Raw genomic sequence first — 23,554 nt, 5'->3', positions numbered from 1 at the left:
GTGTCAGTAGGCTTGCGCGTCCGGTTCGGTTGATGGTGGCTTCAACGAGAATTTGAAACTGGCGCTGGCCGTGCCCTCGCCCAGGCGCAGCACCTGCTCCTGCGCGTTGCCGCCCACTATATCGGGATGCCAGGCCTTCAGCGTGTATTTTCCGGCAGGAGCTTCCACGACCACATCGCCGGCGGCATCGGTCTTGCCGAAATGTGGCGTATCGACGATACGCACATATGCGATCATTTTGTCGTGGATATTGCAGCCAAGGACCACGGTGCCCGGCTTGTCAAACGTCTGCGGGTCGGCCGTAGTACCGGAATACAGCTTCTGGTCGAATTTGTGCGGCGAGGAAAACGAATAGATATGGTGCCGCACCTTGTCGTTATTCGGGAAGTAGATCTTGCTGCCGGTCTGTATCACCGTCACCAGGGGAATGAACTTCAATCCCTTCTGGCTGATCTCGCCTGCCTTCTGCGGCTTGGGCAGCGGCTGCCCGCCATCCGCCTCCAGGTAAACCACGGCGTCGGGCACCGGTTTTCCACTGATGTCAGCTACGTGCACGCTTATCCCGCCGGCAGCAGCGGCGGCACTGGAAAAGCATAGCGCCGCCAACGCAGCGCAACGGATCAGGGACTGGCTCGGCATCGTTCTCGTTCAAGGACGTGGAAAGCTTATTGTAACGCCAAAAAGTGTTTCCGGCGTTCATCATGTTGTCACAATTGCGACACAGAATCATGACGTTGCCATTTCTGCGACCGCCATCGTGAGCACTTCAACCGCCGCCCTCCCCAACAATGTGAGCTACCTGCGCCCACCGACAGACGACGTGCTCGGCCAGCACCTGCTGGACATCATCCTGCGCCGCCAGCTGCACGCCTTGTTCCAGCCCATCGTCCACATGCAAAGCGGCGAAATCATCGCGTACGAAGGCCTGATTCGAGGCCCGTCGGACAGCCCGCTGCATTCGCCGCTCAACCTGTTCCGCGTGGCGCGCGCCAACAACCTGTCGCGCGAAGTGGAATACCTGTGCCGGCGCATCGTGCTGGAGCGCTTCGCCGAGCTGCAGCTGCCCGGCAAGCTGTTCCTGAACGTCAGCCCGGAATCGCTGGTGCGCCAGCACGATGGCAGCCAGGGCGAAACCCTCGGCTACATCCACGAGTTCGGCCTCAATCCCGCCAACGTCATCATCGAACTGACCGAAAACCAGCCGACTTACGACTACGAGCGGATGCGCGAAGCGGTGCTGCACTATCGGAACATGGGATTCCAGATCGCGATCGACGACCTGGGCGAAGGCTTTTCCAGCCTGCGCCTGTGGTCCGAACTGCGGCCGGAGTTCGTCAAGATCGACATGCACTTCATCCAGGGCATAGACCATGACCCCGTCAAGCTGCAGTTCGTACGCTCGATCCAGGAGATCGCCGACAAGTCCAATACCCTGGTCATCGCGGAAGGCATCGAAAAGGCAGCAGAGCTGCTGGTGCTGCGCGACCTGGGCATCGCATATGGGCAGGGTTACCACCTGGGCCGCCCGCACCTCCAGCCGGCACGGGCCCTGCCGGCTGAAGTAGTCAAGGTACTGGGCCGCCGTGGCGTGGCGGTTTATCCGCAACGCGCTGCCGAGAGAAACGCCGTGTCTATCCGCAAGCTGCTGCACGACGTGGGCGCAGTGCCGCCGTCCATGAACAACAACGACGTCTATGAAATCTTCATGGCCGAACCCAGGCTGATGATCATTCCCGTGGTCGATGCCGGACGCCCGCTTGGCCTGGTATCGCGCTTTGAGATGATCGACCACTTCGCGCGCCCCTACCAGCGCGAGTTGTACGGCAAGAAGCCATGCACTCTTTTCATGGATGCCAAACCGATCATTGCAGACGTCGACACCAGCCTGCAGGACCTGTCCTGCCGCATGGCCGAATCGGACGCGCACCACTTGTTCAATGGCTTCATCATCACCGAAAACGGCAGCTACATCGGCATGGGCACCGGCCATGACCTGATGCGCGAGATCACGCAAATGCAGATCAACGCCGCGCGCTACGCCAATCCGCTGACGCAGCTGCCGGGCAACGTCCCGATCAATGAACATATCGACCGCCTGCTGGAGAGCGGAACGCGGTTTTGGGTCTGCTACGTGGACCTCGATCACTTCAAGCCGTTCAACGATGTCTACGGTTATCGCCGCGGCGACGACGTGATCCAGCTGACAGGCCATATCCTGGCCAAGCACGGCGACCGTAACCGCGATTTCGTCGGCCATATCGGCGGCGACGACTTCGTGATCCTGTTCCAGAGCGAAGACTGGGAGCAGCGCTGCCACGCCGTGCTGGACGATTTCGCCATCGCCATTGCAGACTTTTACAGCAACGAAGACCGTGAGCGCGGCGGCTATATCAGTGAAGACCGCCAGGGCAAGAAAGTCTTCTACTCGCTGATGAGCCTGTCGCTCGGCGTGATCCGCGTCGAACCGCAGCAGTATTACTCGCACCACCAGATCGCAGCCAGCGCAGCCGATGCGAAGAAGCAGGCCAAAAAGATACATGGCAACAGCCTTTTCCTTGATCGCAGGATGCAAACGCAAGGAGCGTAGTCTATATTGAATTCATGAGCCCATTCATCTACAACCTGTGCCACAAACCCATTGTCGGCTTGGCGATGGCGACGGTCGCGCTGTGTGAATTCCCGCCGCTCATGAAAGACGTCCAGATGAAGCTTGGCGAGGCAGGCACGGTCGTCACGGCCGATGTCGAAGTGCCTGTAGACCTGAAATACGACCTGATGCTTGAGCTGAGCAATCCTGCCGGCGATTCCCTGAGCAAGCAGGACGTGTCGATCATCGGCGATCGCCGCGTCGAAGATTGCGGCGAAGGCGTCGACCTCGCCAAAGTGCCAAAGCAGGAGCGCGCCAGCTTTGGCCGCCCGATGGCATTCAAAGTCGAAGTACGGCATAAGCCAGACAATGCGCTGGTCTATTCGCGCACGGCCAATACCTTGTGCGTGGCCAGCAAATGGGCCAACCAGCGTTCGCGCAGCCTTGGCAATTTCGCGTTGGCGCGCGGTGCCTATAGCGTGCGCGTCGAGAATGTCGACGCCCAGGCCGGCCTGGGGCACTTGAATACCACCGTGATGCTGGCGCCAAGCCGAGAACGTCCCTTGACCGCACAGCGATAGGCCGCTTCAGCGCGGACCGCTGCGTGCTTCCCGCTCCTGGGTCCGCGGTCTCAACATTTCACCGAAATCAATACTGCCGCGCGCATGTTCGTCGGGCAGCGCCGCATTGGCTGCGCCGCCATGCAGGCCGGCCAGGTTATGCCGCGCCAGTACGTGCCCTTGCGCTGCCGCACGCCTGTACCAGCGCAGCGCTTCGGCTTCGTCCTGCGTGACACCCTGCCCCGTCGCGTACAGGACGCCGAGATTGTTCTGTGCTGCCGCATCGCCTTTTTCAGCCGCGCTGCGGTACCAGTGAACAGCCCGGCCCAGGTCGCGCTGTACACCTTCGCCGCTGGCGTACAGCACGGCCACGCTGAACTGGGCCTGGACCAAACCGCCTTCTGCGGCCAGGCTATACCACATCAGCGCTTGCACCGTGTCGCGTTCGACTCCGGTGCCGTGGGCGAACATGCTGCCCAACAGGCATTGGGCGTGGACTTCGCCGCGCACCGCGGCTTTGCGCAGCCAGGCTTGCGCAAGCTTGCAGTCAGGACTGACGCCGCGGCCATGCAGGTAAGCCTCGCCCAGCAGCGCCTGTGCGCTGGCAATGCCTTGTTCAGCGGCTCGGCTGAACCAGCGCGCAGCCATCTCTTCGTTGACGGGGACGCCGCGGCCGCGCCGGTACATCTGCCCAAGGTTTTGCTGCGCAGAGGGATCGCCCTGGCGCGCGGCACGCCGGAACCAGTAGACTGCTTCGGCATCGCTGAAACCGATACCGACACCCTTGTAGTACATGGCTCCAAGCTGGTTCTGGGCGAAGGCCAACCCTTGCAGGGCCGACATGCGCATCCAGCTGAATGCCTGGCGCGCGTCGCTGTCGACACCTTGCCCGTTTTTGTAAAGGAGCGCCAGGTTGAACTGCGCATAGGGATTGCCCCGCTGGGCGGGGCCAAGGAACCACCGGAAGATGCGCTCCCGGTCTGCCAGACGTTTGCCCATCTTCGCCTCCCATACCCTGGATTGTTATCTAAAGTATAAGAAGCGACTCCGTGCCGGGTTTGATTTTGCGCAAGCTCAGAACTTGGCGCGCACACCAAATACAAAGCTGCGGCCCGGCAACGGCGAGACATCCTTCAACAGCGAGGTCGATACGCGGATCTCGTCGTTCAACAGGTTCTTCGCCAGCACGAACCAGGTCAGGTCCATGTCTTGCAGCTTCTGCGTGTACGACAGGTTCGCGTTCAACTGGTTGTAAGACCCGGTCTGGGTCGACTCGAACGAGGCCAGGCGGTCTTGCGACTGGGCGTGGATCCAGGTCGCGCCGGCGCGCCAGTTGGCGCTGCGGTAGCCGATGGTGGCGCCGACGCGCGAGGCAGGCTGCAATGGCAGACTGCCGCTGTTTTTCAGGTCGCCGTGCGAGGTATCGGCAAACACGCGGCCGTTCAGGCCCATTGCCAGCGGGTTGTATTCGATTTCCGCTTCGGCGCCGCGTACGGTGGCATTGCCCTGACTGAACAGGCGTTCGCGGAATTCGCCGCCATCATTGCCTTCTTCGTCGAGCGTGCGGCCAGTCACATGGCCGTAAATGAAGTCTGAAATGCTGTTGTGGAACAGGTTGCCCTTCCAGCGGATCAGTCCCGCGGTCTTTTGCAGCGAGAACTCGATGTTGCGCGACGTTTCCTTGCGCAGGTTCGGGTCGCCCTGGTCAAACGTGATGGTCGCATCATGCGGGCCGCCGGAATACAGTTCCTCGGTCGACGGGGCGCGCTGCGCGCGCGACAGTGTCAGGCCCGTCGCATAACCCGGCGTGAACGACCATAAGGCGCCAAGCGCGCCGCTTTGCAGCGAGAAGGAGCGGTCCAGGCCGCTCACCGGCTCGCGCTTGATGCGTTCCAGGCGCAGGCCGGCATTCACCCGCACCGGACCCCACTCTTTTTCCTCGACCAGGAAGCCGGCGGTCGAATTCGAGCGCGTGACCGGCACGGTGTCGGCGCCGCCTTCCGCGCTGAGGGCCGAGAAGTGCGTCAATTCCGTCTGCATGCCGAAGGTGCCGTGCCAGCCCGCGATGCCCTTGTGTACTGCCTCGGCACGGGTCTCGATTGCACGGTTCTTGAACAGCACTTCCGGCTGGCCATCGTCACCCAGTTCGGCATGGTGGTAGTCTGTGTAGCCAGCCTTGAACTTGGCCGACTCAATGCCTGGCAGTGGATTCTTGAACAGGCTGTCAATATCGTAACGGGTCTGGTGCTGGTCGATCGTCGAACCTTCCGCACTCGGAATGCCGTACTTGTTATCCAGGCCCGAAACGGATGCGCCCACATAGCCCCAGCTATCGATGTAGGAACCGCCAAAGCCGGCGCCCTTTTCCTTGGTGCCCGAATGCGGCAGGCGGCCGGATCCGGAATCGGGATCGCCTTCGATACGGTTGCCCGGGATCTTGTAGTCGCCTGTTTGGCGGGTGTTGGCGTCCAGGTGCAGCGCCACTTTGCCGATAGCGCCGTCGATGGTGCCGGAGGTGGCCTTGCCGTCGTCAACGGTGCTGTAGCGGGCTTCGGCCTGGCCGGTCAGTTTCTGCTCCAGCGCCGGCGGGATACGTTCATTGACCACGTTCACCAGGCCGCCGATCGCGCCCGAGCCATACATCAGCGAGGCCGGGCCACGCAGGATTTCGATCTGGTGCGCCACCGTGCCTTCGGCCGAAACCGCGTGGTCGTTGGACAGGCCCGATACGTCGGAAACGGCCATGCCGTTTTCCAGCATTTTCACGCGCGCACCTTCCAGCCCACGGATGATCGGGCGCGAAGCGCCGGCGCCAAACGCCGACGCGGATACGCCCAGTTCGGACGACAGCGTTTCGCCCAGCGAATTCGCCATCTTGTCACGCAATTCGTCGCCCGACAGCACCTTGGCCGGCAACAGGATTTGTTCGGTCTCGCCTTTGTGGAACGGGTTGGCGGTCACCACAACCTTGGTCACTTCGCCGTCATCGGCGCAGGCAATGGCGGATACGGCCGACAGGACAGCGCCTGCCAGCAGGGAGTATTTGAAATTCATAGTAAACCTCTGGATACGACAAACAATAGCCAGCACGCGGCACGGGGCCACGGCGGCAGCAAATGCATTACCTTGTTTGTGTCAGGCCAGGGGTGGTGCGCGCGAATCGTAAGCGCGCGCGGTGCGCGTACTGTCAAGCTGCGGCAAGGCGACGCCGGCTTGCGGCGCGCTGTAGTCGACCGATGGGAAGGTGAAGCTCGGCGTATGGATCGCCGTGGCCAGCGACGCAAAGGCCGCGCACTGGCTGCAGTTGTGGTCGAGCGCCAGGCCGGCGCTCAGGCCATTGCCATCGACATCGGTCGCCTGCTGCTGTTCACTGCCGTGGCGGAAGTCCGCCCAATGCGAAACCGCATGCGCCATCCCGAGCTGCTGGGACAGTACCAGCAGCAGCGCGAGTAACACGTGCAGGAAATGACGATTGGCTTTCTTCACGGCGGCTATTTTAAGCAGGCTTCGTGTAAATTAACAAGCGTTTGATGCTAGCTCTTCGATTTACCCAGCGTCACCAGCGCTCCTTTTGCCGTTCCCTCGTTCTTTTCAGTCACTTCGACTGCACCGCCGCAGGTCTTCCCAGCCGATTCAACGGCTTGGCCGACAAAGCCAAACGTCATGCCCGCCACCATGCTGCTTTTCCGTGGGGTCACCTCAAAATAATAGGTCTTTCCAGCAACCGCCTCGAGGTTCAGGTTGCATGCCCCTGCACTATCAACGAGGTCCGCCTGCAGCAGATGGGCGCCCGGTTCGACATCAAAGACATTGAAGCCCTTGTGATCGACGTAGCCAACAACTTCGCCATCCACGCGGGCGCGGATTGAACGCGCCGACCCTATCATGCTCTCGCCTGTACGGTACAGCACAAGCCGCGCTTTGCTGTTTCCAACATCTGAAACGGACTGGCGGTAATCATTGTACAAAGGGCCGCTGGCAGCACAACCGGCAAGGAGCGAGGCCAGGAGAGCGACGAAGGCAATCTGTTTCATTGGAAGTAATATTAAGAAATTGGAAATCGGCAATTCTAATCCTATCGGGAAAGGCGCGCCAGCGACTTAGCCACCGAACTTGCGCAGCGCATCGCGCGCCAGGCCGGCGCCGATACTGCCAAACAAATCGCCTTCGACCCGGCGCGCCCCCGGCACCAGGGCTGCGATACGTTCACGCAGCAGGCGCACGCCGCTGGAACCGCCGGTGAAGAAGATGGTGTCGACCTGCCCCGGCTGCACCCCGGCGTCCGCCAGCAACTGCGTCACGGTGGCGCCGACACTGTGCACCAGGTGGTCGACGGCGTTGTCGAAACCGCCGCGCGTGACGTCCAGCAGCACCGGCGGCGTGAAACGTTCGAGATTGAGCTGCACGTCGTCAGCGGTCGACAGGCCGATCTTGGCCTCTTCGACTTTCAACGCCAGCCAGTGGCCTGCACGCTCCTCGATCAAGTGCTGCAGGCGCTCCAGCTTGGCCGGCTCGCGCGCATCGCGGATCATTTCCGTCAATTGCGCCTGCATCTTGCGGGTGTACGCCTGGTTGATGGTGTGCCAGGTCGCCAGGTTGAAGTAGTAACTGGACGGCACCTCGGCGCCGCTGCGGAACTGGCTGCGATAACCCAGCATCGGCATCACGCTCGACAGGCTGAGGTATTTATCGAAATCGGTACCGCCGATATGCACGCCGCCGGTGGCGAGGATGTCATCGACCCGCTCGGTACGCGCCACGCGGTCCGGCCCCAGGCGCACCAGTGTAAAGTCCGACGTACCGCCGCCGATGTCCGCGATCAGGACCAGTTCTTCGCGATCGATCTGGGATTCATATTCGAATGCGGCCGCAATCGGCTCGTACTGGAACGCCACCTCGCGGAAGCCGACGCTGCGCGCGATCTCGGCCAGGGTATCTTCAGCCAGCTGGTCGGCGACCTTGTCGTCGTCGATGAAATGCACCGGGCGCCCCATCACCACATGGTCGAAATGGCGGCCGGCGGCGGCTTCGGCGCGGCGCTTCACTTCCCCGATGAACTGCGACAGCAACAGGCGGAAAGGCAGCGTACGGCCGCCAACTTCGGTCTGGCCATCAATCAGGCTGGTGCCCAGCAGGCTTTTCAGGGAGCGCATCAGCCGCCCTTCGCAGCCGGCCAGGTATTCCGCCAGCGCGGCGCGGCCATAGCTGGTTTCCTCGTCTTCCGCATTGAAGAATACGACGGACGGCAGCGTCATTTTGCCGTCTTCAAGCTCCAGCATGATGGGCTGGCCGGGGCGCACCCATCCTGCGGTGGAGTTGGAAGTGCCAAAGTCGATGCCGCAAGCCTGTGCCATCTTAATCATCCGAAACCAAAAGGGGCGGTATTTTAACAGAGAGCGGCGCGGCATGTGCGCCACACCTTGGCCCGACAGGACCTTATAAACCTGGGGAAACTATTGCCATGTGGTAAGATTGGTGTTTATTTTCAAAATCGCAAGCATTCCTGCCGCAACCCCGCATTCATGCGCCAAACTACGCTACAACCAGCAGTCAGTCTCGCCGAGCAAAAGGCCATCATCCTCCTGGAGGGACGCCGCGTCACCTCCTATGATGTCGCGCTCGTGGCTGGCGTGTCGCAATCGGCGGTTTCGCGCTGCTTCAAACCCGGCGCCAGCGTGTCGAAAGCGACCTATGCGCGGGTGATGAAGGCGGCCGAGGGGCTGGAGTATATCCCGAATGCGGCAGCACGCAGCCTGATCACGCGCCGCACCAATATCGTGGCCATCGTGGTTTCGCATTCCAGCATGCTATACAACCCGGCGGCTTTGTCGGAGCTGAGCCAGCAGCTGAATCGCCGCGGCAAGCGTGCCCTGCTCTTCACCATGCAGCATGAGGGCGAAATTGAGAACATCCTGACCGAAATCTGGCAGTTCCAGGTTGATGGCGTGGTGGCGGCCTCCCGGCTGACGGAAGCACATGTCAACGAATTCAAACGGCGCAAGGTGCCGCTGGTGGTATTCAACCGCCATCTGCGCGACCTGGACGTCAACACCGTGTTGTGCGACCAGTATGAGGCCAGCCGCGCGCTGGTGACCCGCCTGTCGGCTGCAGGACACCGACAGTTCGCCCTGATTGGCGGCCCGGCCCAGAACTCGGTGGCGCGCGAACGCTTGCGCGGGGCGCTGGACCGGATCGCGGAGCTGGAGCTGCCGCAGGCGCCGGTGTTCCACGGTTGCTTTGATTACTCGAGCGGCGTGGCCGGCCTGCATGAACTGATTGCGCGCATCGGCGTGGTGCCGGATGCGGTAATTTGCGGGAATGATGCGATGGCCATGGGCTGCATGGACGCGGCGCGCCAGCATTTGCATATCGACGTGCCGTCGCAGATGTCGGTTGTCGGCTGCGATGCGGTGGAAGGGTCGCAATGGCTCAGCTACGAGCTCACCACCTTGAAGCAGCCCTTGCATAAGATGGCAGTGGCAACGGCGGATTTGATTTGCAGCCTGATTGAGGCCGACGGGCCCGTTGAGGCCGAGAAGCGGGTGTTTGCTGCGCAGTTTGTTGACGGCGAGACTGCGAGGCTGGTGGCGCCGAAGGCTGTGCTGGCGGCCTGAAAAACCGGTAAACCCGGGTCTGACCCAAGGGTCAGACCCAGTCTGTTCAACGGCCGCGGATTGAGGTTGTTCGCCTTTGATTTTCTGAAAAGATCAATGACGTACCACCCCAAACCGCGGCCGTAGTACCGTTGGGGGTCTGACCCTTGGGTCAGACCCTGGTTTACCGGTTTTATCCAGCAGCAATCCGCTTGGCGATATGCCGCAGCGACTCCTCCACCTGATCCACCAGGATCAGGCACAGATCCCCATCCTGCAAACGATCCATCGCCGTATCAATCGCAACGAACTCGCCGGTAATCTGGTCGATCTGCCTGGTGCGGCTGGCGCCAACGAGGCCCTGCCGCAGCAAGCCAACTACCTCGCCGTCGGCACGCCCGCGCTGGCAGGCATCCTGGTACAGAATCACATCATCAAACGCTTTGCCGAGGATCTCGGTCTGCTCGCGGATATCCTGGTCGCGGCGATCGCCGGCGCCCGAGATCACCACTGAACGGCGCTTGGCAGGCATTGCATCCACAGCCTGCACCAGTGCCAGCATCGCATCCGGATTATGGCCATAGTCAGCAATCACGGTCGCACCGCGATACTTGAAGATATTAAAGCGGCCCGGCGCATTGTGGCTGTCGGTGGTAAAGGTCAGCAAGCCGCGGCGGATCGAATCCCAGTCGATGCCGGCAGCCCAGGCCGCAGCCACTGCCGCCATGGTGTTCTCCACCTGGAAACCGATGGTACCGTTGAAGGTGATCGGCACGTCCGCCAGCGGGATACGCTGTTCGTTCTTGCCTTCCACCGCCACCATCTGGCCGTTCTCGATGTACACGGTGCGCTTGCCCTGCGCCAGGTGCGTCGCCACCACCGGATGGTAGCGGTCCGCGCCAAAGAAGATCACCTTGCCTTTGCACTTGGCCGCCATCGCAGCCACGATCGGATCGGTCGCATTCAGCACCGCATAGCCATGCTCGTCGACGTTCATCACGATCACGCGCTTCAGCACCGCAAGGTCTTCCACGGTGGTGATGTAGTTCAGGCCCAGGTGGTCGCCGGCGCCGATATTGGTCACTACGGCCACTTTGCAGCGGTCGTACGCCAGGCCTTCGCGCAGGATGCCGCCACGGGCGGTCTCGAATACTGCCGCATCCACGTCAGGGTGCTGCAGCACATTGCGCGCCGAGCGCGGGCCGGAGCAGTCGCCGGAATCGATCTGGCGGCCGTTGACGTACACGCCGTCGGTATTGGTCATGCCCACGCGCAGGCCGGAGGACGCGATCAGGTGCGCAGCCAGGCGCACTGTGGTGGTCTTGCCGTTGGTGCCGGTCACCGCAATCACCGGAATGCGGCCATCGTCGCCCTCGGGGAACATCGAGCTGACAATCGCTTCGCCGATCGGGCGGCCCTTGCCGTATGAAGGCGACAAGTGCATGCGCAGGCCGGGCGCGGCATTCACTTCCACCACGCCGCCATTCTGTTCTTCGATAGGACGCAGTACGGAATCGCACACCACGTCCACGCCGCAGATGTCGAGGCCGATCATCTGCGCCGCTTCCACCGCACGCGCGGCAACTTCAGGATGCACGTCGTCGGTCACGTCGGTGGCGGAACCGCCGGTCGACAGGTTGGCGTTATTGCGCAGCACGACGCGCTGGCCGATTGGCGGCACCGAATCGGCCGCCAGACCTTGCAGCGCCAGGCGCGCCAGGGCGATATCGTCGAAGCGGATCTTGGTCAGCGCGGTGCCGTGGCCGGTCCCGCGGCGCGGGTCAGCGTTGACGATGTCCACCAGTTCGCGCACCGAATGCACGCCATCACCGACCACGTGTGGCGGATCGCGGCGCGCAGCAGCGACCAGTTTGTTACCGATCACCAGCAGGCGGAAGTCGTGGCCGGCCAGGAAGCGTTCGACCATGATGTCGTCGCGGAATTCCTTGGCGGCGTTGTAAGCGGCGATGGTTTGCTCGCGGGTGGTGATGTTGACCGTCACGCCCTTGCCCTGGTTGCCATCCTTCGGCTTGACCACGACCGGCAGGCCGATCTCCAGCGCAGCTTTCCACGCGTCTTCCGCGTTTTCGGCGGTGCGGCCGGTTGGAACAGGCACGCCGGCGGCGTCCAGCAGTTTCTTGGTCAGTTCCTTGTCCTGCGCGATGGTTTCGGCAATCGCGCTGGTGCTGTCCATTTCAGCAGCCTGGATACGGCGCTGTTTCGAACCCCAGCCAAAGCTCACCATCGAGCCTTCGGTCATGCGGCGGAACGGGATCTTGCGTGCCACGGCGGCATGCACAATGGAACCGGTCGACGGTCCCAGGCGCACGTCTTCATCCAGCTCGTGCAGTTCATGCAGTGCCGCGGCCAGGTCGAACGGAGTGTCGTCGACCGCAGCCTTGATCAGCTTTTCCGCCCATTCCATGGCCAGGCGGCCCACCGCTTCTTCGGTATATTCGACCACCGTCTGGTAGATGCCGTCTTCCAGCGTCTGGGTGGTGCGGCTGAAGGTCACCGGGCAGCCGGCTTCGGCTTGCAGGCCCAGGGCGGCCAGTTCCAGCACATGCGCCATCGGGATGGTGTCGGCGTGGCCGTCCGGCTGCAGCTGCGCCAGGCGTGGGAAGCGGGTGCGCAGGCGCACTTCGAAACCAGGGATCTTGTCGACGGAGCGTTCTTCCGGCGTGCAGGACACGATGGCCTCAACAGCCGTATGGTGGCTCCACAGATTTGGGCCGCGCAGAGCGCGGAGGCGAATAACTTCCATTCCTGGTAATCCTTAGTTTTTCTTGGTATTCCACTCGAAGGTGCGCAGCGCAGCGCCGATCAGGTCCGGCGACAGGCCCATGGCCCAGCCGGCGCCAATCGCGGCCAATACTGCTTCCTTACGGTCTTCCCCGCTGGCCGGCAGGCAGGACGGCGGCAGCACCGCCAGCTCGTCGCGGCCGGCCGCCATGACGAAACCGCCATCGCGCAGGAACACGGCGCGGCCGCCATCCTGGCGGTGCGAATCGATCGCCGGCACGTGTTCATCGGTGCCGTAGAAGATCACGTCGCCGTCGCACAGCTCGGCCATTTCCACCACTTGCGCATCGGAAGCGTTCAGGACGGCTGCGCCCTCAGGCAGCACCACATCGACCTGGGTGCGCAGCACGCCATACATCTGTTCCGGGGTGTTGATGTAGAACTCGCCCAGTTCTTCATGGCCGGCGGCGTCGGTGACCACGCCCACCATGCACTTGTCGTAGGAGAAGCCTTCGCTCAGGACCATGCGGCCGGAATTGGCGAAGACTGCCGCTTCCACGTTCTTGTTCAGCAGCAGGCGTTCGCCGGACTCCCATTCGGACAACGGACCGCGCGCCACATTGCGGCCGTTCAAATACACGCCCTGGTCGGTCGCGGTGCCGACGTAGCGGCCGCTCATTTGCAGCAGCCAGCCGATCAGGCGTGCGATCAGCGCGTTCTGGCGGCTGCCGGCCACACCCACGATCGGGATGCGGCCATCGTCGTCTTCGGCGAACAGCTGGTCCGCAATCGCGTGGCCAACCGGGCGCGCCACACCGCCGGCAGCTGGCTTCAAGTGGGCCAGCAGGCCTGGGCTTGCGTTCACTTCGATGATGGCGCCGCCCTGCTCTTCCAGCGGCCTGGAGATGTCGGCGGCAACCAGGTCGATGCCGGCGATGTCCAGGCCGATGGTGCGTGCCGCCAGCGCTGCCATTTCAGCAACTGCCGGGTGCACCAGGTCGGTCACGTCGTTGGCGACATTGCCGTTCACCTGGATCAGCACCTTGCGGCCCGTTTCCACCACGCTGTCCGGCGTCAGCCCCTGGCGCTTCAGGTCCAGCAGCACTTCTTCGGATTCGCGCGGCTGCACGATGTTCAGGGGGAATTCCTCGGTCGTGCCGCGGCGCGGGTCGGTGTTGATCTGGCTGTCCACCAGTGCCTGCACCGAGGACTTGCCGTCGCCGGTCACCCACAGCGATTCGCCCATGGAAGCAGCGACCATGCGGCGGCCCACCACCAGCAGGCGGTGCTCGTTACCGACGATGAATTTCTCAACGATCACGCTCTTGCTGCCGCCGCGCGCAACCGCGATATCGTAGGCAGCGCGCACGTCGGTTTCGGTCATCAGGTTCAGCGACACGCCACGGCCATGGTTGCCGTCGTACGGCTTGACGGCCACCGGCAGGCCGATGTCCTGCGCTTCTTCCCACGCTTCGTCGGCGCTCTTGACCAGGGTTCCTTCGGGCACCGGCACGCCAACGGACTTCAGCAAGTCCTTGGTCATGTCCTTGTCGGAGGCGATGCCTTCCGCGATGGCCGAGGTGTTGTCGGTTTCCGCGGTCCAGATGCGGCGCTGGCGCGCGCCGTGGCCCAGTTGCACCAGGTTGCCGTCGGTCAGGCGGATGTGCGGGATCTTGCGGTCGGTTGCAGCATCCACGATGGAGGCGGTCGATGGGCCCAGGCACAGCGATTCGACCATCGAGGTCAATTTTGCAACGGTGGCGGCCAGGTCGTATGGCTTGTCGTCGATGGCTGCCATCAGCAAGTCCTTGCCGGCAGCCAGTGCGGCACGGCCAACCTGCTCCTGGCGGGTGCGGAATGCCATTTTATAAATACCGCTGCCTTCGGCGGTCTGGCGCGTCTTGCCAAAGCCGGTACGCATACCGGCCAGGTTTTGCAATTCCAGCACCACGTGCTCGAGGATATGGCCGGCGTAAGTGCCGTCGCGCAGCCGCTCGAGGAAGCCGCCACGCTCACCGACGCCGCAGCGATGCTCGACCAGGCCTGGCAGCAAGGCGGTCAAGCGCTCATAAAAACCGGGGAGTTTGTTGGAGGGGTAGTTTTCAAGCTCGCCGATATCCAGCCAGGCCTCGATCACCGGGCGATAGGTCCAGATGTTCGGTCCGCGCAGGTGTGTTACACGGAGAAACTCTATGTCTTTCTTTTTTGTCATGTTTTAGCTCTTGTACCTCTTGCGGTATACTCCGCCCGTCCTTCTATTTTCCCACTGTTTCGCAATTCTTGCCACTTGGCAAAGAGTGCCGGAGTCTGATCCACAATGATAACAAACCAACTTTCCTCTGAGCTCAGCCTGACAGAACTTCCCGACAGGTGGCGCACAGAGTTACCAGCGCTCGCACCCGAAGAAAACGTACTCAGCGCGCTGGAGGTTGACCTAGACTCCAAGCTTCACTTCAACAAAGGCCTGGTGCTCCTCACGGAGCGCCGCATTATGGCACGCGCACCCGGTGAAACGGTATGGCGAGATTGGACTTATCACGCCGGCATGTCGCTAAAACTGCACGATCACGCCGGCGTCGGCCACCTGGAGCTGGTGGATGCCGCACAGCGCCTGGCTGCGTGGCGCTTCACGCTGGGCCAGAACCTGCTGGCGCTGCGCCTGTCGGAAAACTTCCCGCGCCTGCTGGAGGCACACCTGAACGGCAAGCCGCTGCAGCAGGTCGAACAGAACGCCTGCCCCACCTGCAAGGCGCCGCTGGAAGCCGACCAGGAAGAATGCCCGGTCTGCACCAAGGTGGTCCACACGCCGCCGTCCACCTGGACCCTGTTCCGCCTGTGGCGCTTTGCGCGGCCGTACCAATGGCAGCTGGCACTGGGTTTTGCAATGATGCTGCTGTCGACCGGCGCGCACCTGATCCCGCCCTACATCATCATGCCGCTGACGGACAACGTGCTGATCCCTTACCAGAACGGCAAGCCGGTCGAGCACATGCTGGTGGTGCAGTACATGGCCGCCCTGACCGGCGCCGCTGTCCTGGCCTGGATCTTCGGCTGGGCCAAGACCTATGTGCTGGCCCTGGTTTCCGAGCGCATTGGCGCCGACCTGCGCACCACCACGTACGAACACCTGCTGCGCATGTCGCTCGAGTACTTCGGCGGCAAGCGCACCGGCGACCTGATGTCGCGCATCGGCTCCGAGTCGGACCGCATCTGCGTCTTCCTGTCCTTGCACCTGCTGGATTTCGCCTCCGACGTCCTGATGATCATCATGACCGGCCTGATCCTGTTCACCATCGATCCATGGCTGGCTGTTGCCACCCTGCTGCCGCTGCCATTCATCGCCTGGATGATCCACCTGGTGCGCGACAGGCTGCGCACCGGCTTTGAAAAGATCGACCGCGTGTGGGGTGAAGTGACCAACGTGCTGGCCGATACCATTCCCGGCATCCGCGTGGTGAAAGCCTTTGCACAGGAAACCCGCGAAGCGACCCGCTTCCGCACAGCCAACAGGCACAACCTGGCTGTCAACGATAAGCTGAACAAGGTATGGTCGCTGTTCTCGCCGACCGTGTCGTTCCTGACCGAGCTGGGCATCCTGGTGATCTATGTGTTCGGCATCTGGATGATCTCCAAGCACAACATCACGGTCGGTGTATTGAGCTCCTTCGTCCTCTACGCCAACCGCTTCTACGGCAAGCTCGATTCCATGAGCCGCATCGTGTCGGTGACGCAGAAATCCGCTTCCGCAGCCAAGCGCATCTTCGACATCCTGGACCACGTTTCGAGCGTGCCGGATCCGGTGCAGCCGGCAAAAGTGGAGAAAGTGCGCGGCGACATCACCCTGCGCGAAGTGGGCTTCCGCTATGGCAACCGCGCCGTCAACCGCGGCGTCAACCTCGAGATCAAGGCCGGAGAAATGATCGGCCTGGTGGGCCATTCAGGCTCGGGCAAATCGACCCTGGTCAACCTGATCTGCCGCTTCTACGATGTGGCTGAAGGCGCGATCCTGCTTGATGGCCAGGACATCCGCAACTTCGCCGTGTCCGACTACCGCCGCAATATCGGCCTCGTGCTGCAGGAGCCATTCCTGTTCTTCGGCACCATCGCGGAAAACATCGCCTACGGCAAACCGGAAGCGAGCCGCGAAGACATCATGAAGGCGGCCCGCGCAGCCCACGCCCACGACTTCATCCTGCGCCTGCCGCAGGGTTACGATTCCATGGTGGGTGAACGCGGCCAGGGCCTGTCGGGCGGCGAGCGCCAGCGTATTTCGATTGCGCGCGCCCTGCTGATCGATCCGCGCATCCTGATCCTGGACGAGGCCACGGCTTCGGTCGACTCGGAAACCGAGAAAGAAATCCAGAAGGCGCTGGACAACCTGGTTGCCGGCCGTACCACGATTGCGATCGCCCACCGCCTGTCCACGCTGCAGCGCGCGAACCGCCTGGTGGTGATGGACCGCGGCAAGGTCGTCGAGGAAGGCCCGCACGAGGAACTGATGGCCAGGGAAGGCGCCTACTACCGCCTCTACCAGGCGCAGGCACGTAACGTCGATACCGACATGGATGACAAAGCAAAGAGCCGTGAAGATGATTAATTTTACTTTGAGCCGGGACAGCTTCGGCAAGCTGAACCTGATCGACGCCAACGGCGTATTGCATGAAGGCGTGTCGCCGGTCCGTGCGTTTCCCATCCAGGCACCGGAAGAAGGCCTGTCGCTGGTGAATATCGACGGCAAGGAAGTGGCCTGGCTGGATCGCATTTCCGACCTGTCGCCCGCAGTGGCCGACATCGTGCGCGAAGAGCTGGCCGGCCGCGAATTCATGCCGGAGATTAAGCGGATCGTGGACGTGGGCAGCTTTGCCTGCCCTTCCACCTGGAGCGTCGACACCGACCGCGGCGCAACAAGCTTCGTGCTGCGCGGCGAGGAAGACATCCGCCGCATCGGCAGCGTTTCGCTCCTGGTGTCGGACAGCCATGGCATCCACTTCCTGATCCGCGACCAGTTCGCCCTGGATAAGCACAGCAAGAAGATCCTGGACCGCTTCCTGTAAGAGTTGACCTGGATCATGTGCCCGCCTGTTGCCAGGCGGCACAATTGCGGTTCGACCCTACTGGAGAACCCCATGGATTCCGTCGTCTTCGGCCCCGACCTCGCACTGGGCATCCCGGTTCTCGACCAGTCGCACCGCATTGTCTTCGACATGCTCGATGCAATGGCGGGCCTGCCGCGGCCTGCCTTCGACCAAGCGTGCCGTGAACTGACAATGAAGAAGCAAGCACCCGCGACATCATCCGCACCTTGCCGGACTGGATCGAAGCGCACATCAACACCATGGACCTGGCGCTGGCAGTTGCGGTATCGCGCTTAGAGTAATAAAGTGCTTGACTTGGAGCGCGCTCTAACTTCTACGATCACCCCATGGAATCGCACCTGAGCATTGATGAAGTCGCCAAACGCACCGGCCTCACGGCCTACACCCTCCGCTACTACGAGCGCATCGGGCTGATTGCCCCGGTCCACCGTGCAGCGGGCGGCCAGCGTCGCTATGCGGCATCGGACCTCGCCTGGATCGAATTCCTGCTGCGTTTGCGCACGACCCATATGCCAATTGGCAAGATGCAGTCGTTCGCCACCCTTCGCGGCGCTGGGGACTCGACGGTGCCGCAACGGCGCCGGATGCTGGAGGCACACCTGCAGGACGTTCTCGCCGAGATCGAGGCGATGCAACAATCCGCTGCATCATTGCAGGCCAAGATCGCGTATTACCGCACCCTGGAGCAGTCCCTGGCGTCGCATCCAACCACTGATGGAGGACATGCCAATGAACACCGAAAGCCGCTACGAGCGCGGGCTCGCAAAACTGCATGAAGTCGACGGCCAGGCCGGCGACCGCGTGGTGCAAAGCCTGCAGGATATTGCCCCGGACTTCGCTCGCTACCTGATCGAATTCCCGTTTGGAGACATCTATTCACGCCCTGGCCTCGACCTGAAATCGCGCGAAATCGCCGTGCTGGCGGCACTGACGGCCATGGGCAACGCCGCGCCCCAGCTCAAGGTCCATATCCGCGCCGCGCTGAACGTCGGCGTAAGCCGCGAAGAAATCGTGGAGACCATCATGCAGATGGCGGTCTACGCCGGTTTCCCGGCCGCCCTCAATGGCTTAATGGCCGCCAAGGAAGTCTTTGCACAGTAGTCAGCAAAGCTGAAGCTTGCCAGTCCGGGTGGTGCAGGCGGGTCAGACCCTTGGGTCTGACCCTGGTTTGCCGGGTTGGATTTTCTCGCATGGCGCTGACAAGCTTCTGCCATCCGACGCACAAAGCACACGCCGGTAAACCAGGGTCTGACCCAAGGGTCAGACCCGCTCCGCGGCGGTCGCTGGCTCGAGGGTGCTCGTCACGCAAATCCAGGAAGAACTATAAAAAAGGGGCAGCGAAAGCTGCCCCATACACCCCCTACAGGTGATACAACCGGTTCGTGGATCAGGCGACTGCGAGTTCTTGCGCCATGCCGCCGGAAGACATGTTTTCCAGCTTGGCGCGGTCGATAATGCGCAGGTCGCGGTTGCTCAGGACAATGGAGCCGTCCTGGCGCAGGCGCGCCAGCTGGCGGCTGACGCTTTCCACGGTCAGGCCCAGGTAGCCGCCGATGTCTTCACGCGACATGCGCAGCTGGAAGCTGGTCGAAGAGTAGCCGCGCTGGGCGTAGCGGCCGGCCAGGTTCAACAGGAACATGGCAAGGCGCTGTTCGGCGCGCATATGGCTCAGGAACAGCATCACCGATTGTTCGCGCTGGATCTCGCGGCTCATGGTGCGGTGGAATTGCTGCAGCAGGCCAGGGATCTGCATTACCAGCTCTTGCAGGCGGTTGAACGGGATCTCGCAGACTTCGCTGTCTTCCAGCGCCACGGCGTTACAGGAATGCTGGCCATTGCCGATCGCCTCCATGCCCAGCAGGTCGCCGGCCATATGGAAGCCGCCAATCGTCTGCTCGCCGCGCTGGTTCACCTGCACAGTCTTGAAGTGGCCGAAGCGCACGGCATACAGGCTGTGGAAGCTGTCGCCGGTCTTGTACAGCGGCTCGTCGCGGCTCACGCGGCGGCGGCGGGAAATGATCTGGTCAAGGCGGGCAACATCTTCGTCGGCCAGGCCTTGCGGCAGGCAGAGTCGGTTGAAGCTGCACAGCGAGCATTTCGCTGCGGCAGGTGCGCAAGTTTTAGTGGCGTTTGCAGGGGTGATTGGGATGACCGGGCTCATGATGCTGCTCCTTGTTTTCGATGTAAGGAGTATCGCGCCCCGCACCATTTCCCGGTATCAAGCTTCCTGTGTAGTTGCCGTAGTGCTTCCCCTACAGCGCATCAGATCAAGCCATGCTCGAGGGCATAGCGGGTCAGCTCAGCATTGCTGGACATGCCCAATTTCTCGAGGATGCGGCTGCGATAGGTTGTCACGGTGTTAGGACTGAGGTGTAGTTTTTCCCCGATGCGCACCAGCGACTCGCCCTGGGCAATCAGCTTGAAAACTTCCAGCTCGCGGTTCGACAGCTCCTCATGGTCGCCGCTTGGGCCGCCGCCCACCAGGGTTGCCAATTTCTCAAGCAATGCCGGACTGACATGTTTGCCGCCGGATGCCGCCTTGCGCACCGCCTCGATCAGCGTCGAGGTCGGGGCATCCTTGGTCAGGTAGCCCGAAGCGCCCGACTTCAGCGCCCGCACCGCGTAAATCTCCTCCGAATAGGTGCTCAGGACCAGCACCGCCATGCGCGGGCATTCGCCGCGCAGCGTTTTGAGCAGGTCCAGGCCATTCTTGCCCGGCATCTTGATGTCCACCAGCGCCACGTCGAAACTGCGTTCACCCACGCGCTGCATCGCTTCCACTGCATTGCCGGCTTCGCCTTCCACGCTGATGTCCGGCGCCGTACCCAGCATCAGGCGCACGCCATTGCGTGCGATCGCATGGTCGTCAACCAGCAAAACGGTGATCTTGTCACCCATTCCTGTCCTCCAAAGGCAGGCGCAGCTGCAGGGTGGTACCCTGCCCGGCCTTGCCGCCGATAGTCAATTCGCCGGCGAAGCGGCGCGTGCGCTCGTGCATGCCGAACAGGCCCCAGGATTCGCGGTCGGACAAGCCGGCGCTCTCGATGCCCTTGCCGTTGTCTTCCACCCGCAGCACCACGTTCTCGCCGTCGGTATCGACGATGACGCGCGCCACGCTTGCTTCGGCATGGCGCACCACATTGGTCAGCGCTTCCTGCGCTACGCGGAACAGCATGGTGCTGCGCTCCGCATCCAGTTCGAGCGCCTGCGCCTCGGGCGTGATATTGCAGCTGCATTGCAGGCCGCTGCGCTGCGCCACCTGTTCCGCGTACCATTCCAGCGCCGGCCAGATGCCCAACTGGTCCAGAACGCTGGGGCGCAGGTCGGTGATCACGCGACGCACGGTTTCAATGGCATCCTGCGCCAGCTTGGCGGCATCCTTCAGCAAAGGGTCCGATTGCTCTCCGCCGCGTTCTATCGCGACCGAGATATACGCCTTGATGCCGGTCAGCAGCCCGCCCAGCTCGTCGTGGATTTCCTGCGCGATTCGCGTGCGTTCGTGTTCCTTCAGCTTTTCCTGGTACGCCGCCAGTTCGCGCAGCTCCTTCTGCGATTGGCGCAGCACCTGTTCGGCCGTCTGCTTTTCGTCGATCAGGCGCTGTTCGCGCAGCAGGCGCTCGATGGCCCCGGCCAGGAAGTCGAGGTAACGGCCGTCGCTATCCTTGACCAGGTAGTCGCGCGCGCCGCGGCGCATGGCTTCGGCCGCCACGGTGGCGCTGTCGGCGCCGGTCAGCATCATCACCGGGATATTCGGCTGGGGCTCGCCGCGGTCGGCCGCCAGGCGGGCCAGGAATTCCAGCCCGGTCAGGTCCGGCAAATGGTAATCGAGCAGGATGCAGTCGGGCCCTTCGCGCAAGGCGATGTCCAGCCCTTCCTGGCCGCTTTCCGCTTCAAGCAGTTCGCAATTGAAGCCCGGCGCCTGCGCGAAAGCGCGGCGGCAGGCGATTCGGTCGACGATATCGTCTTCGACGATAAGGACCCTTACCATGTTCATGGCAGCTCGCTGATGGTCCAGTACAGGTTAATCGAACGCACCACTTCGACAAACTGGCGGTAATCAACCGGCTTGGTCATATAGCCCGCCACGCCCAGGTCGAAGCTGCGCATCTTGTCCTGCTGCTCTTCCGACGTGGTCAGGACGATCACCGGGATACGGCGCAGCAGCGGGTCCTGCTTGACGTTCTGCAGGAACTCGATTCCGTTCATGATCGGCATGTTCAGGTCCAGCAGGATGATGCAGGGCTGTTCGCTGGCCGGATCGCGCAGGTATTCCAGCGCAGCCTCGCCGTTTTCCATCGCCTCGACACGGTTGCCCACATGGACTTCCTTCAGCGCGCGCAGGATGGTCATCACGTCGACCTGGTCGTCTTCAACCAGCAGGATTGGCTTGCTCGTATTATTCATGCGTTATTCTTTCTTTTCTTCGGCAAGGTGAAATAGAAGGTGGTGCCCTTGCCAAGCTCGGACTCCAGCCACACCCTGCCCTGGTACATTTCTACAATCTTCTTCACCAGCGCCAGGCCGACACCCGTGCTTTCAACACGGTCGCGCGGGGCCAGGGTCTGGAATAACTGGAAAATCCGTTCAAAGTGCCGTTCGGCGATGCCGGGGCCGTTATCGCGGACTTGGAAGCGCCACTGGCTGCCTTCGTCAGCCCAGCCCACCTCGATCTCGCCTTCCGGCTTGTCCATGTATTTGACCGCGTTCGACACCAGGTTGTGGAACAACTGCTGGATGCGGGTCGGTTCGCCGCTCACTGTCGGCATGCCCGGCATGACGCTCACCTTGATATGCGCCGGCACGGCCAGCAAATCGATCACCTCGGCCACCAGCTGGTCGAGCTGCACCGGCACCACCGCCTCTTTGATGCGGCCCACGCGCGAATACTGCAGGATGCCGTCGATCAGCGCGCCCATGCGGTGCACGCGGTTGATCAGGAGCCGCATATGCTCCTTGCCTTCGTCGTTGAACTTGTCGGCATAGTCGTGCGCCAGCCAGTCGGCCAGCGAGCCGATGCCGCGCAGAGGGGCTTTCAGGTCGTGCGAGACGACGTAGGCGAAGTTGGTCAATTCTTCGTTGGCGCTGGTCAGCTCCTGCAGCAGTTGCTGCGCCTTTTCTTCAGCGTGCTTGCGCTCCGTGATGTCGCGCACCAGGCCGGTGAACATGCGGCGCCCGCCCAGCCACATCTCGGTGACGGCCAGGTCCATCGGGAAAGTGCCGCCGTCGCGGCGCAAGCCCTGCACTTCACGGCCTTTGCCGATGATGCGTTTTTCGCCAGTGGTCATGTAGTGGTGCAGGTAGCCGTCGTGCGCCTCGCGGTGCGGCGCCGGCATCAGGATCTTGACGTTGCGACCCCGGACTTCCGGCTCCGGGTACCCGAACATGCGTTCTGCAGCGGGATTCAAGCGTTCGATGGTGCCCTGCTCGTCGATCGTAATGATCGCGTCCACCGCTGTTTCGAAGATCGCGCGCATGCGCGCTTCGCTTTCCTGCAATGCGTGTTCGGCCTTTTTGCGGGCGCTGATGTCGTGGATGGTGGCCATCACCATCGGCTGCGTATCTTTGTCCTGCAGCGGCGACAAACTCACTTCCACCGGAAACTCGGTGCCGTCCTTGCGCGTGGCGAACAGTTCAAAACCGGCCCCCATCGCGCGCGGATGCGGGCGTTCAAAGTAGTTGCCCCGCAGGCCCACGTGGCCGTGGCGGAAGCGTTCCGGGATCAGCGTTTCCAGCGCTTTGCCCAGCAGCTCGCCGGGACCGTAGCCAAACAGGGTTTCCAGCGCCGGGTTGACCAGTACCAGCTGGCCGTCCTTGTCGATGATCAGCATCGCGTCCGTGGCCGATGCCAGCAGCCACTGCAGGCTGCGTTCCGCAATCGTTGAATGTGTCAAAGCGGGTCCTGTCGGTGGTCAAATCCTGTCATCCTATGATTGTAGCGTCCAACGTGGCAACTGGACAAATGCCAGGGCGGGGGAA

21 protein-coding genes are annotated in these 23,554 nt (G+C 62.3%); 8 read left to right on the top strand and 13 right to left on the bottom strand.

Features of this window, described 5'->3' with window-relative positions:
* Positions 1-3: 3 nt before the first annotated feature.
* Positions 4-639: a methylamine utilization protein gene (locus tag ASE26_RS14795; protein WP_057246484.1), complete on the bottom strand. Its 636-nt coding sequence runs from the start codon at positions 637-639 to the stop codon at positions 4-6.
* Between the two features lie 118 nt (positions 640-757).
* Here ASE26_RS14795 and ASE26_RS14790 point away from each other — a divergent pair, with 118 nt between their 5' ends.
* Together ASE26_RS14790 and ASE26_RS14785 are read left to right on the top strand one after the other, a co-directional pair.
* On the top strand, positions 758-2,587 hold the full coding sequence (locus ASE26_RS14790) for a GGDEF domain-containing protein (RefSeq protein WP_156409947.1): 1,830 nt from the start codon (positions 758-760) through the stop codon (positions 2,585-2,587).
* A gap of 14 nt (positions 2,588-2,601) precedes the next feature.
* Positions 2,602-3,168, top strand: coding sequence for a DUF5625 family protein (locus tag ASE26_RS14785; protein WP_055927822.1), 567 nt, complete (start codon positions 2,602-2,604; stop codon positions 3,166-3,168).
* 6 nt (positions 3,169-3,174) lie between these two features.
* On the opposite strand, the gene ASE26_RS14780 is transcribed toward ASE26_RS14785, so the two are convergent.
* The 5 genes from ASE26_RS14780 to ASE26_RS14760 all read right to left on the bottom strand — a co-directional run bounded on the left by ASE26_RS14780 (position 3,175) and on the right by ASE26_RS14760 (position 8,501).
* Positions 3,175-4,146, bottom strand: a complete 972-nt coding sequence (locus tag ASE26_RS14780; RefSeq protein WP_057246482.1) for a tetratricopeptide repeat protein — start codon at positions 4,144-4,146, stop codon at positions 3,175-3,177.
* A gap of 75 nt (positions 4,147-4,221) precedes the next feature.
* Positions 4,222-6,201: a TonB-dependent receptor gene (locus ASE26_RS14775; RefSeq protein WP_055927817.1), complete on the bottom strand. Its 1,980-nt coding sequence runs from the start codon at positions 6,199-6,201 to the stop codon at positions 4,222-4,224.
* A gap of 81 nt (positions 6,202-6,282) precedes the next feature.
* Positions 6,283-6,633 carry a hypothetical protein gene (locus ASE26_RS14770; RefSeq protein WP_055927814.1) on the bottom strand — a complete coding sequence of 117 codons (351 nt, stop codon included), beginning with the start codon at positions 6,631-6,633 and terminating at the stop codon, positions 6,283-6,285.
* A 47-nt stretch (positions 6,634-6,680) separates the two neighbouring features.
* A complete protein-coding gene (locus ASE26_RS14765; protein WP_055927811.1) occupies positions 6,681-7,181 on the bottom strand; it encodes a DUF2846 domain-containing protein in 501 nt (166 codons plus the stop codon).
* Between the two features lie 66 nt (positions 7,182-7,247).
* Positions 7,248-8,501, bottom strand: coding sequence for an Hsp70 family protein (locus tag ASE26_RS14760; protein WP_055927987.1), 1,254 nt, complete (start codon positions 8,499-8,501; stop codon positions 7,248-7,250).
* A 168-nt stretch (positions 8,502-8,669) separates the two neighbouring features.
* Here ASE26_RS14760 and ASE26_RS14755 point away from each other — a divergent pair, with 168 nt between their 5' ends.
* Positions 8,670-9,761, top strand: a complete 1,092-nt coding sequence (locus ASE26_RS14755; protein WP_055927809.1) for a LacI family DNA-binding transcriptional regulator — start codon at positions 8,670-8,672, stop codon at positions 9,759-9,761.
* Between the two features lie 172 nt (positions 9,762-9,933).
* Here ASE26_RS14755 and cphA (ASE26_RS14750) read toward each other — a convergent pair whose 3' ends face one another.
* Together cphA (ASE26_RS14750) and cphA (ASE26_RS14745) are read right to left on the bottom strand one after the other, a co-directional pair.
* The gene (gene cphA, locus ASE26_RS14750) at positions 9,934-12,504 is read right to left on the bottom strand and encodes a cyanophycin synthetase (protein ID WP_055927806.1); all 2,571 of its coding nucleotides are present in this window, start codon (positions 12,502-12,504) and stop codon (positions 9,934-9,936) included.
* A 12-nt stretch (positions 12,505-12,516) separates the two neighbouring features.
* Entirely contained in the window at positions 12,517-14,694 is a 2,178-nt protein-coding gene (gene cphA, locus ASE26_RS14745) for a cyanophycin synthetase (RefSeq protein WP_055927803.1), read from the bottom strand.
* 105 nt (positions 14,695-14,799) lie between these two features.
* Here cphA (ASE26_RS14745) and ASE26_RS14740 point away from each other — a divergent pair, with 105 nt between their 5' ends.
* The 5 genes from ASE26_RS14740 (at position 14,800) to ASE26_RS14720 (ending at position 18,679) form a co-directional block, all read left to right on the top strand.
* Positions 14,800-17,079 carry an ABC transporter ATP-binding protein gene (locus ASE26_RS14740; RefSeq protein WP_082591373.1) on the top strand — a complete coding sequence of 760 codons (2,280 nt, stop codon included), beginning with the start codon at positions 14,800-14,802 and terminating at the stop codon, positions 17,077-17,079.
* Positions 17,072-17,536 carry a DUF1854 domain-containing protein gene (locus ASE26_RS14735; RefSeq protein ID WP_055927797.1) on the top strand — a complete coding sequence of 155 codons (465 nt, stop codon included), beginning with the start codon at positions 17,072-17,074 and terminating at the stop codon, positions 17,534-17,536. The genes ASE26_RS14740 and ASE26_RS14735 overlap by 8 nt, the downstream gene beginning before the upstream one ends.
* Positions 17,537-17,608: 72 nt before the next feature.
* On the top strand, positions 17,609-17,854 hold the full coding sequence (locus ASE26_RS14730) for a hypothetical protein (protein WP_055927793.1): 246 nt from the start codon (positions 17,609-17,611) through the stop codon (positions 17,852-17,854).
* Between the two features lie 50 nt (positions 17,855-17,904).
* Positions 17,905-18,354 carry a MerR family transcriptional regulator gene (locus tag ASE26_RS14725; protein WP_055927790.1) on the top strand — a complete coding sequence of 150 codons (450 nt, stop codon included), beginning with the start codon at positions 17,905-17,907 and terminating at the stop codon, positions 18,352-18,354.
* Positions 18,308-18,679, top strand: coding sequence for a carboxymuconolactone decarboxylase family protein (locus ASE26_RS14720; RefSeq protein ID WP_082507206.1), 372 nt, complete (start codon positions 18,308-18,310; stop codon positions 18,677-18,679). Before ASE26_RS14725 ends, ASE26_RS14720 begins: the two co-directional genes overlap by 47 nt.
* Positions 18,680-18,965: 286 nt before the next feature.
* Here the strand turns inward: ASE26_RS14720 and fnr are convergent, their stop codons facing one another.
* The 5 genes from fnr to ASE26_RS14695 all read right to left on the bottom strand — a co-directional run bounded on the left by fnr (position 18,966) and on the right by ASE26_RS14695 (position 23,469).
* The gene (gene fnr / locus ASE26_RS14715) at positions 18,966-19,739 is read right to left on the bottom strand and encodes a fumarate/nitrate reduction transcriptional regulator Fnr (RefSeq protein ID WP_055927784.1); all 774 of its coding nucleotides are present in this window, start codon (positions 19,737-19,739) and stop codon (positions 18,966-18,968) included.
* A 101-nt stretch (positions 19,740-19,840) separates the two neighbouring features.
* A complete protein-coding gene (locus ASE26_RS14710) occupies positions 19,841-20,476 on the bottom strand; it encodes a response regulator transcription factor (protein ID WP_055927781.1) in 636 nt (211 codons plus the stop codon).
* Entirely contained in the window at positions 20,469-21,572 is a 1,104-nt protein-coding gene (locus ASE26_RS14705; RefSeq protein ID WP_055927778.1) for a response regulator, read from the bottom strand. The genes ASE26_RS14710 and ASE26_RS14705 overlap by 8 nt, the downstream gene beginning before the upstream one ends.
* Entirely contained in the window at positions 21,569-21,982 is a 414-nt protein-coding gene (locus ASE26_RS14700) for a response regulator (protein ID WP_055927775.1), read from the bottom strand. The genes ASE26_RS14705 and ASE26_RS14700 overlap by 4 nt, the downstream gene beginning before the upstream one ends.
* The gene (locus ASE26_RS14695; protein ID WP_229208156.1) at positions 21,979-23,469 is read right to left on the bottom strand and encodes a PAS domain S-box protein; all 1,491 of its coding nucleotides are present in this window, start codon (positions 23,467-23,469) and stop codon (positions 21,979-21,981) included. Before ASE26_RS14695 ends, ASE26_RS14700 begins: the two co-directional genes overlap by 4 nt.
* Between the last annotated feature and the right edge of the window lie 85 nt (positions 23,470-23,554).

The organism is Duganella sp. Root198D2 (assembly GCF_001428585.1).
Classification (GTDB): domain Bacteria; phylum Pseudomonadota; class Gammaproteobacteria; order Burkholderiales; family Burkholderiaceae_D; genus Rugamonas.
The sequence above is the reverse complement of the archived record's forward strand: the minus strand, read 5'-3'. Positions and strand labels throughout refer to the sequence as shown.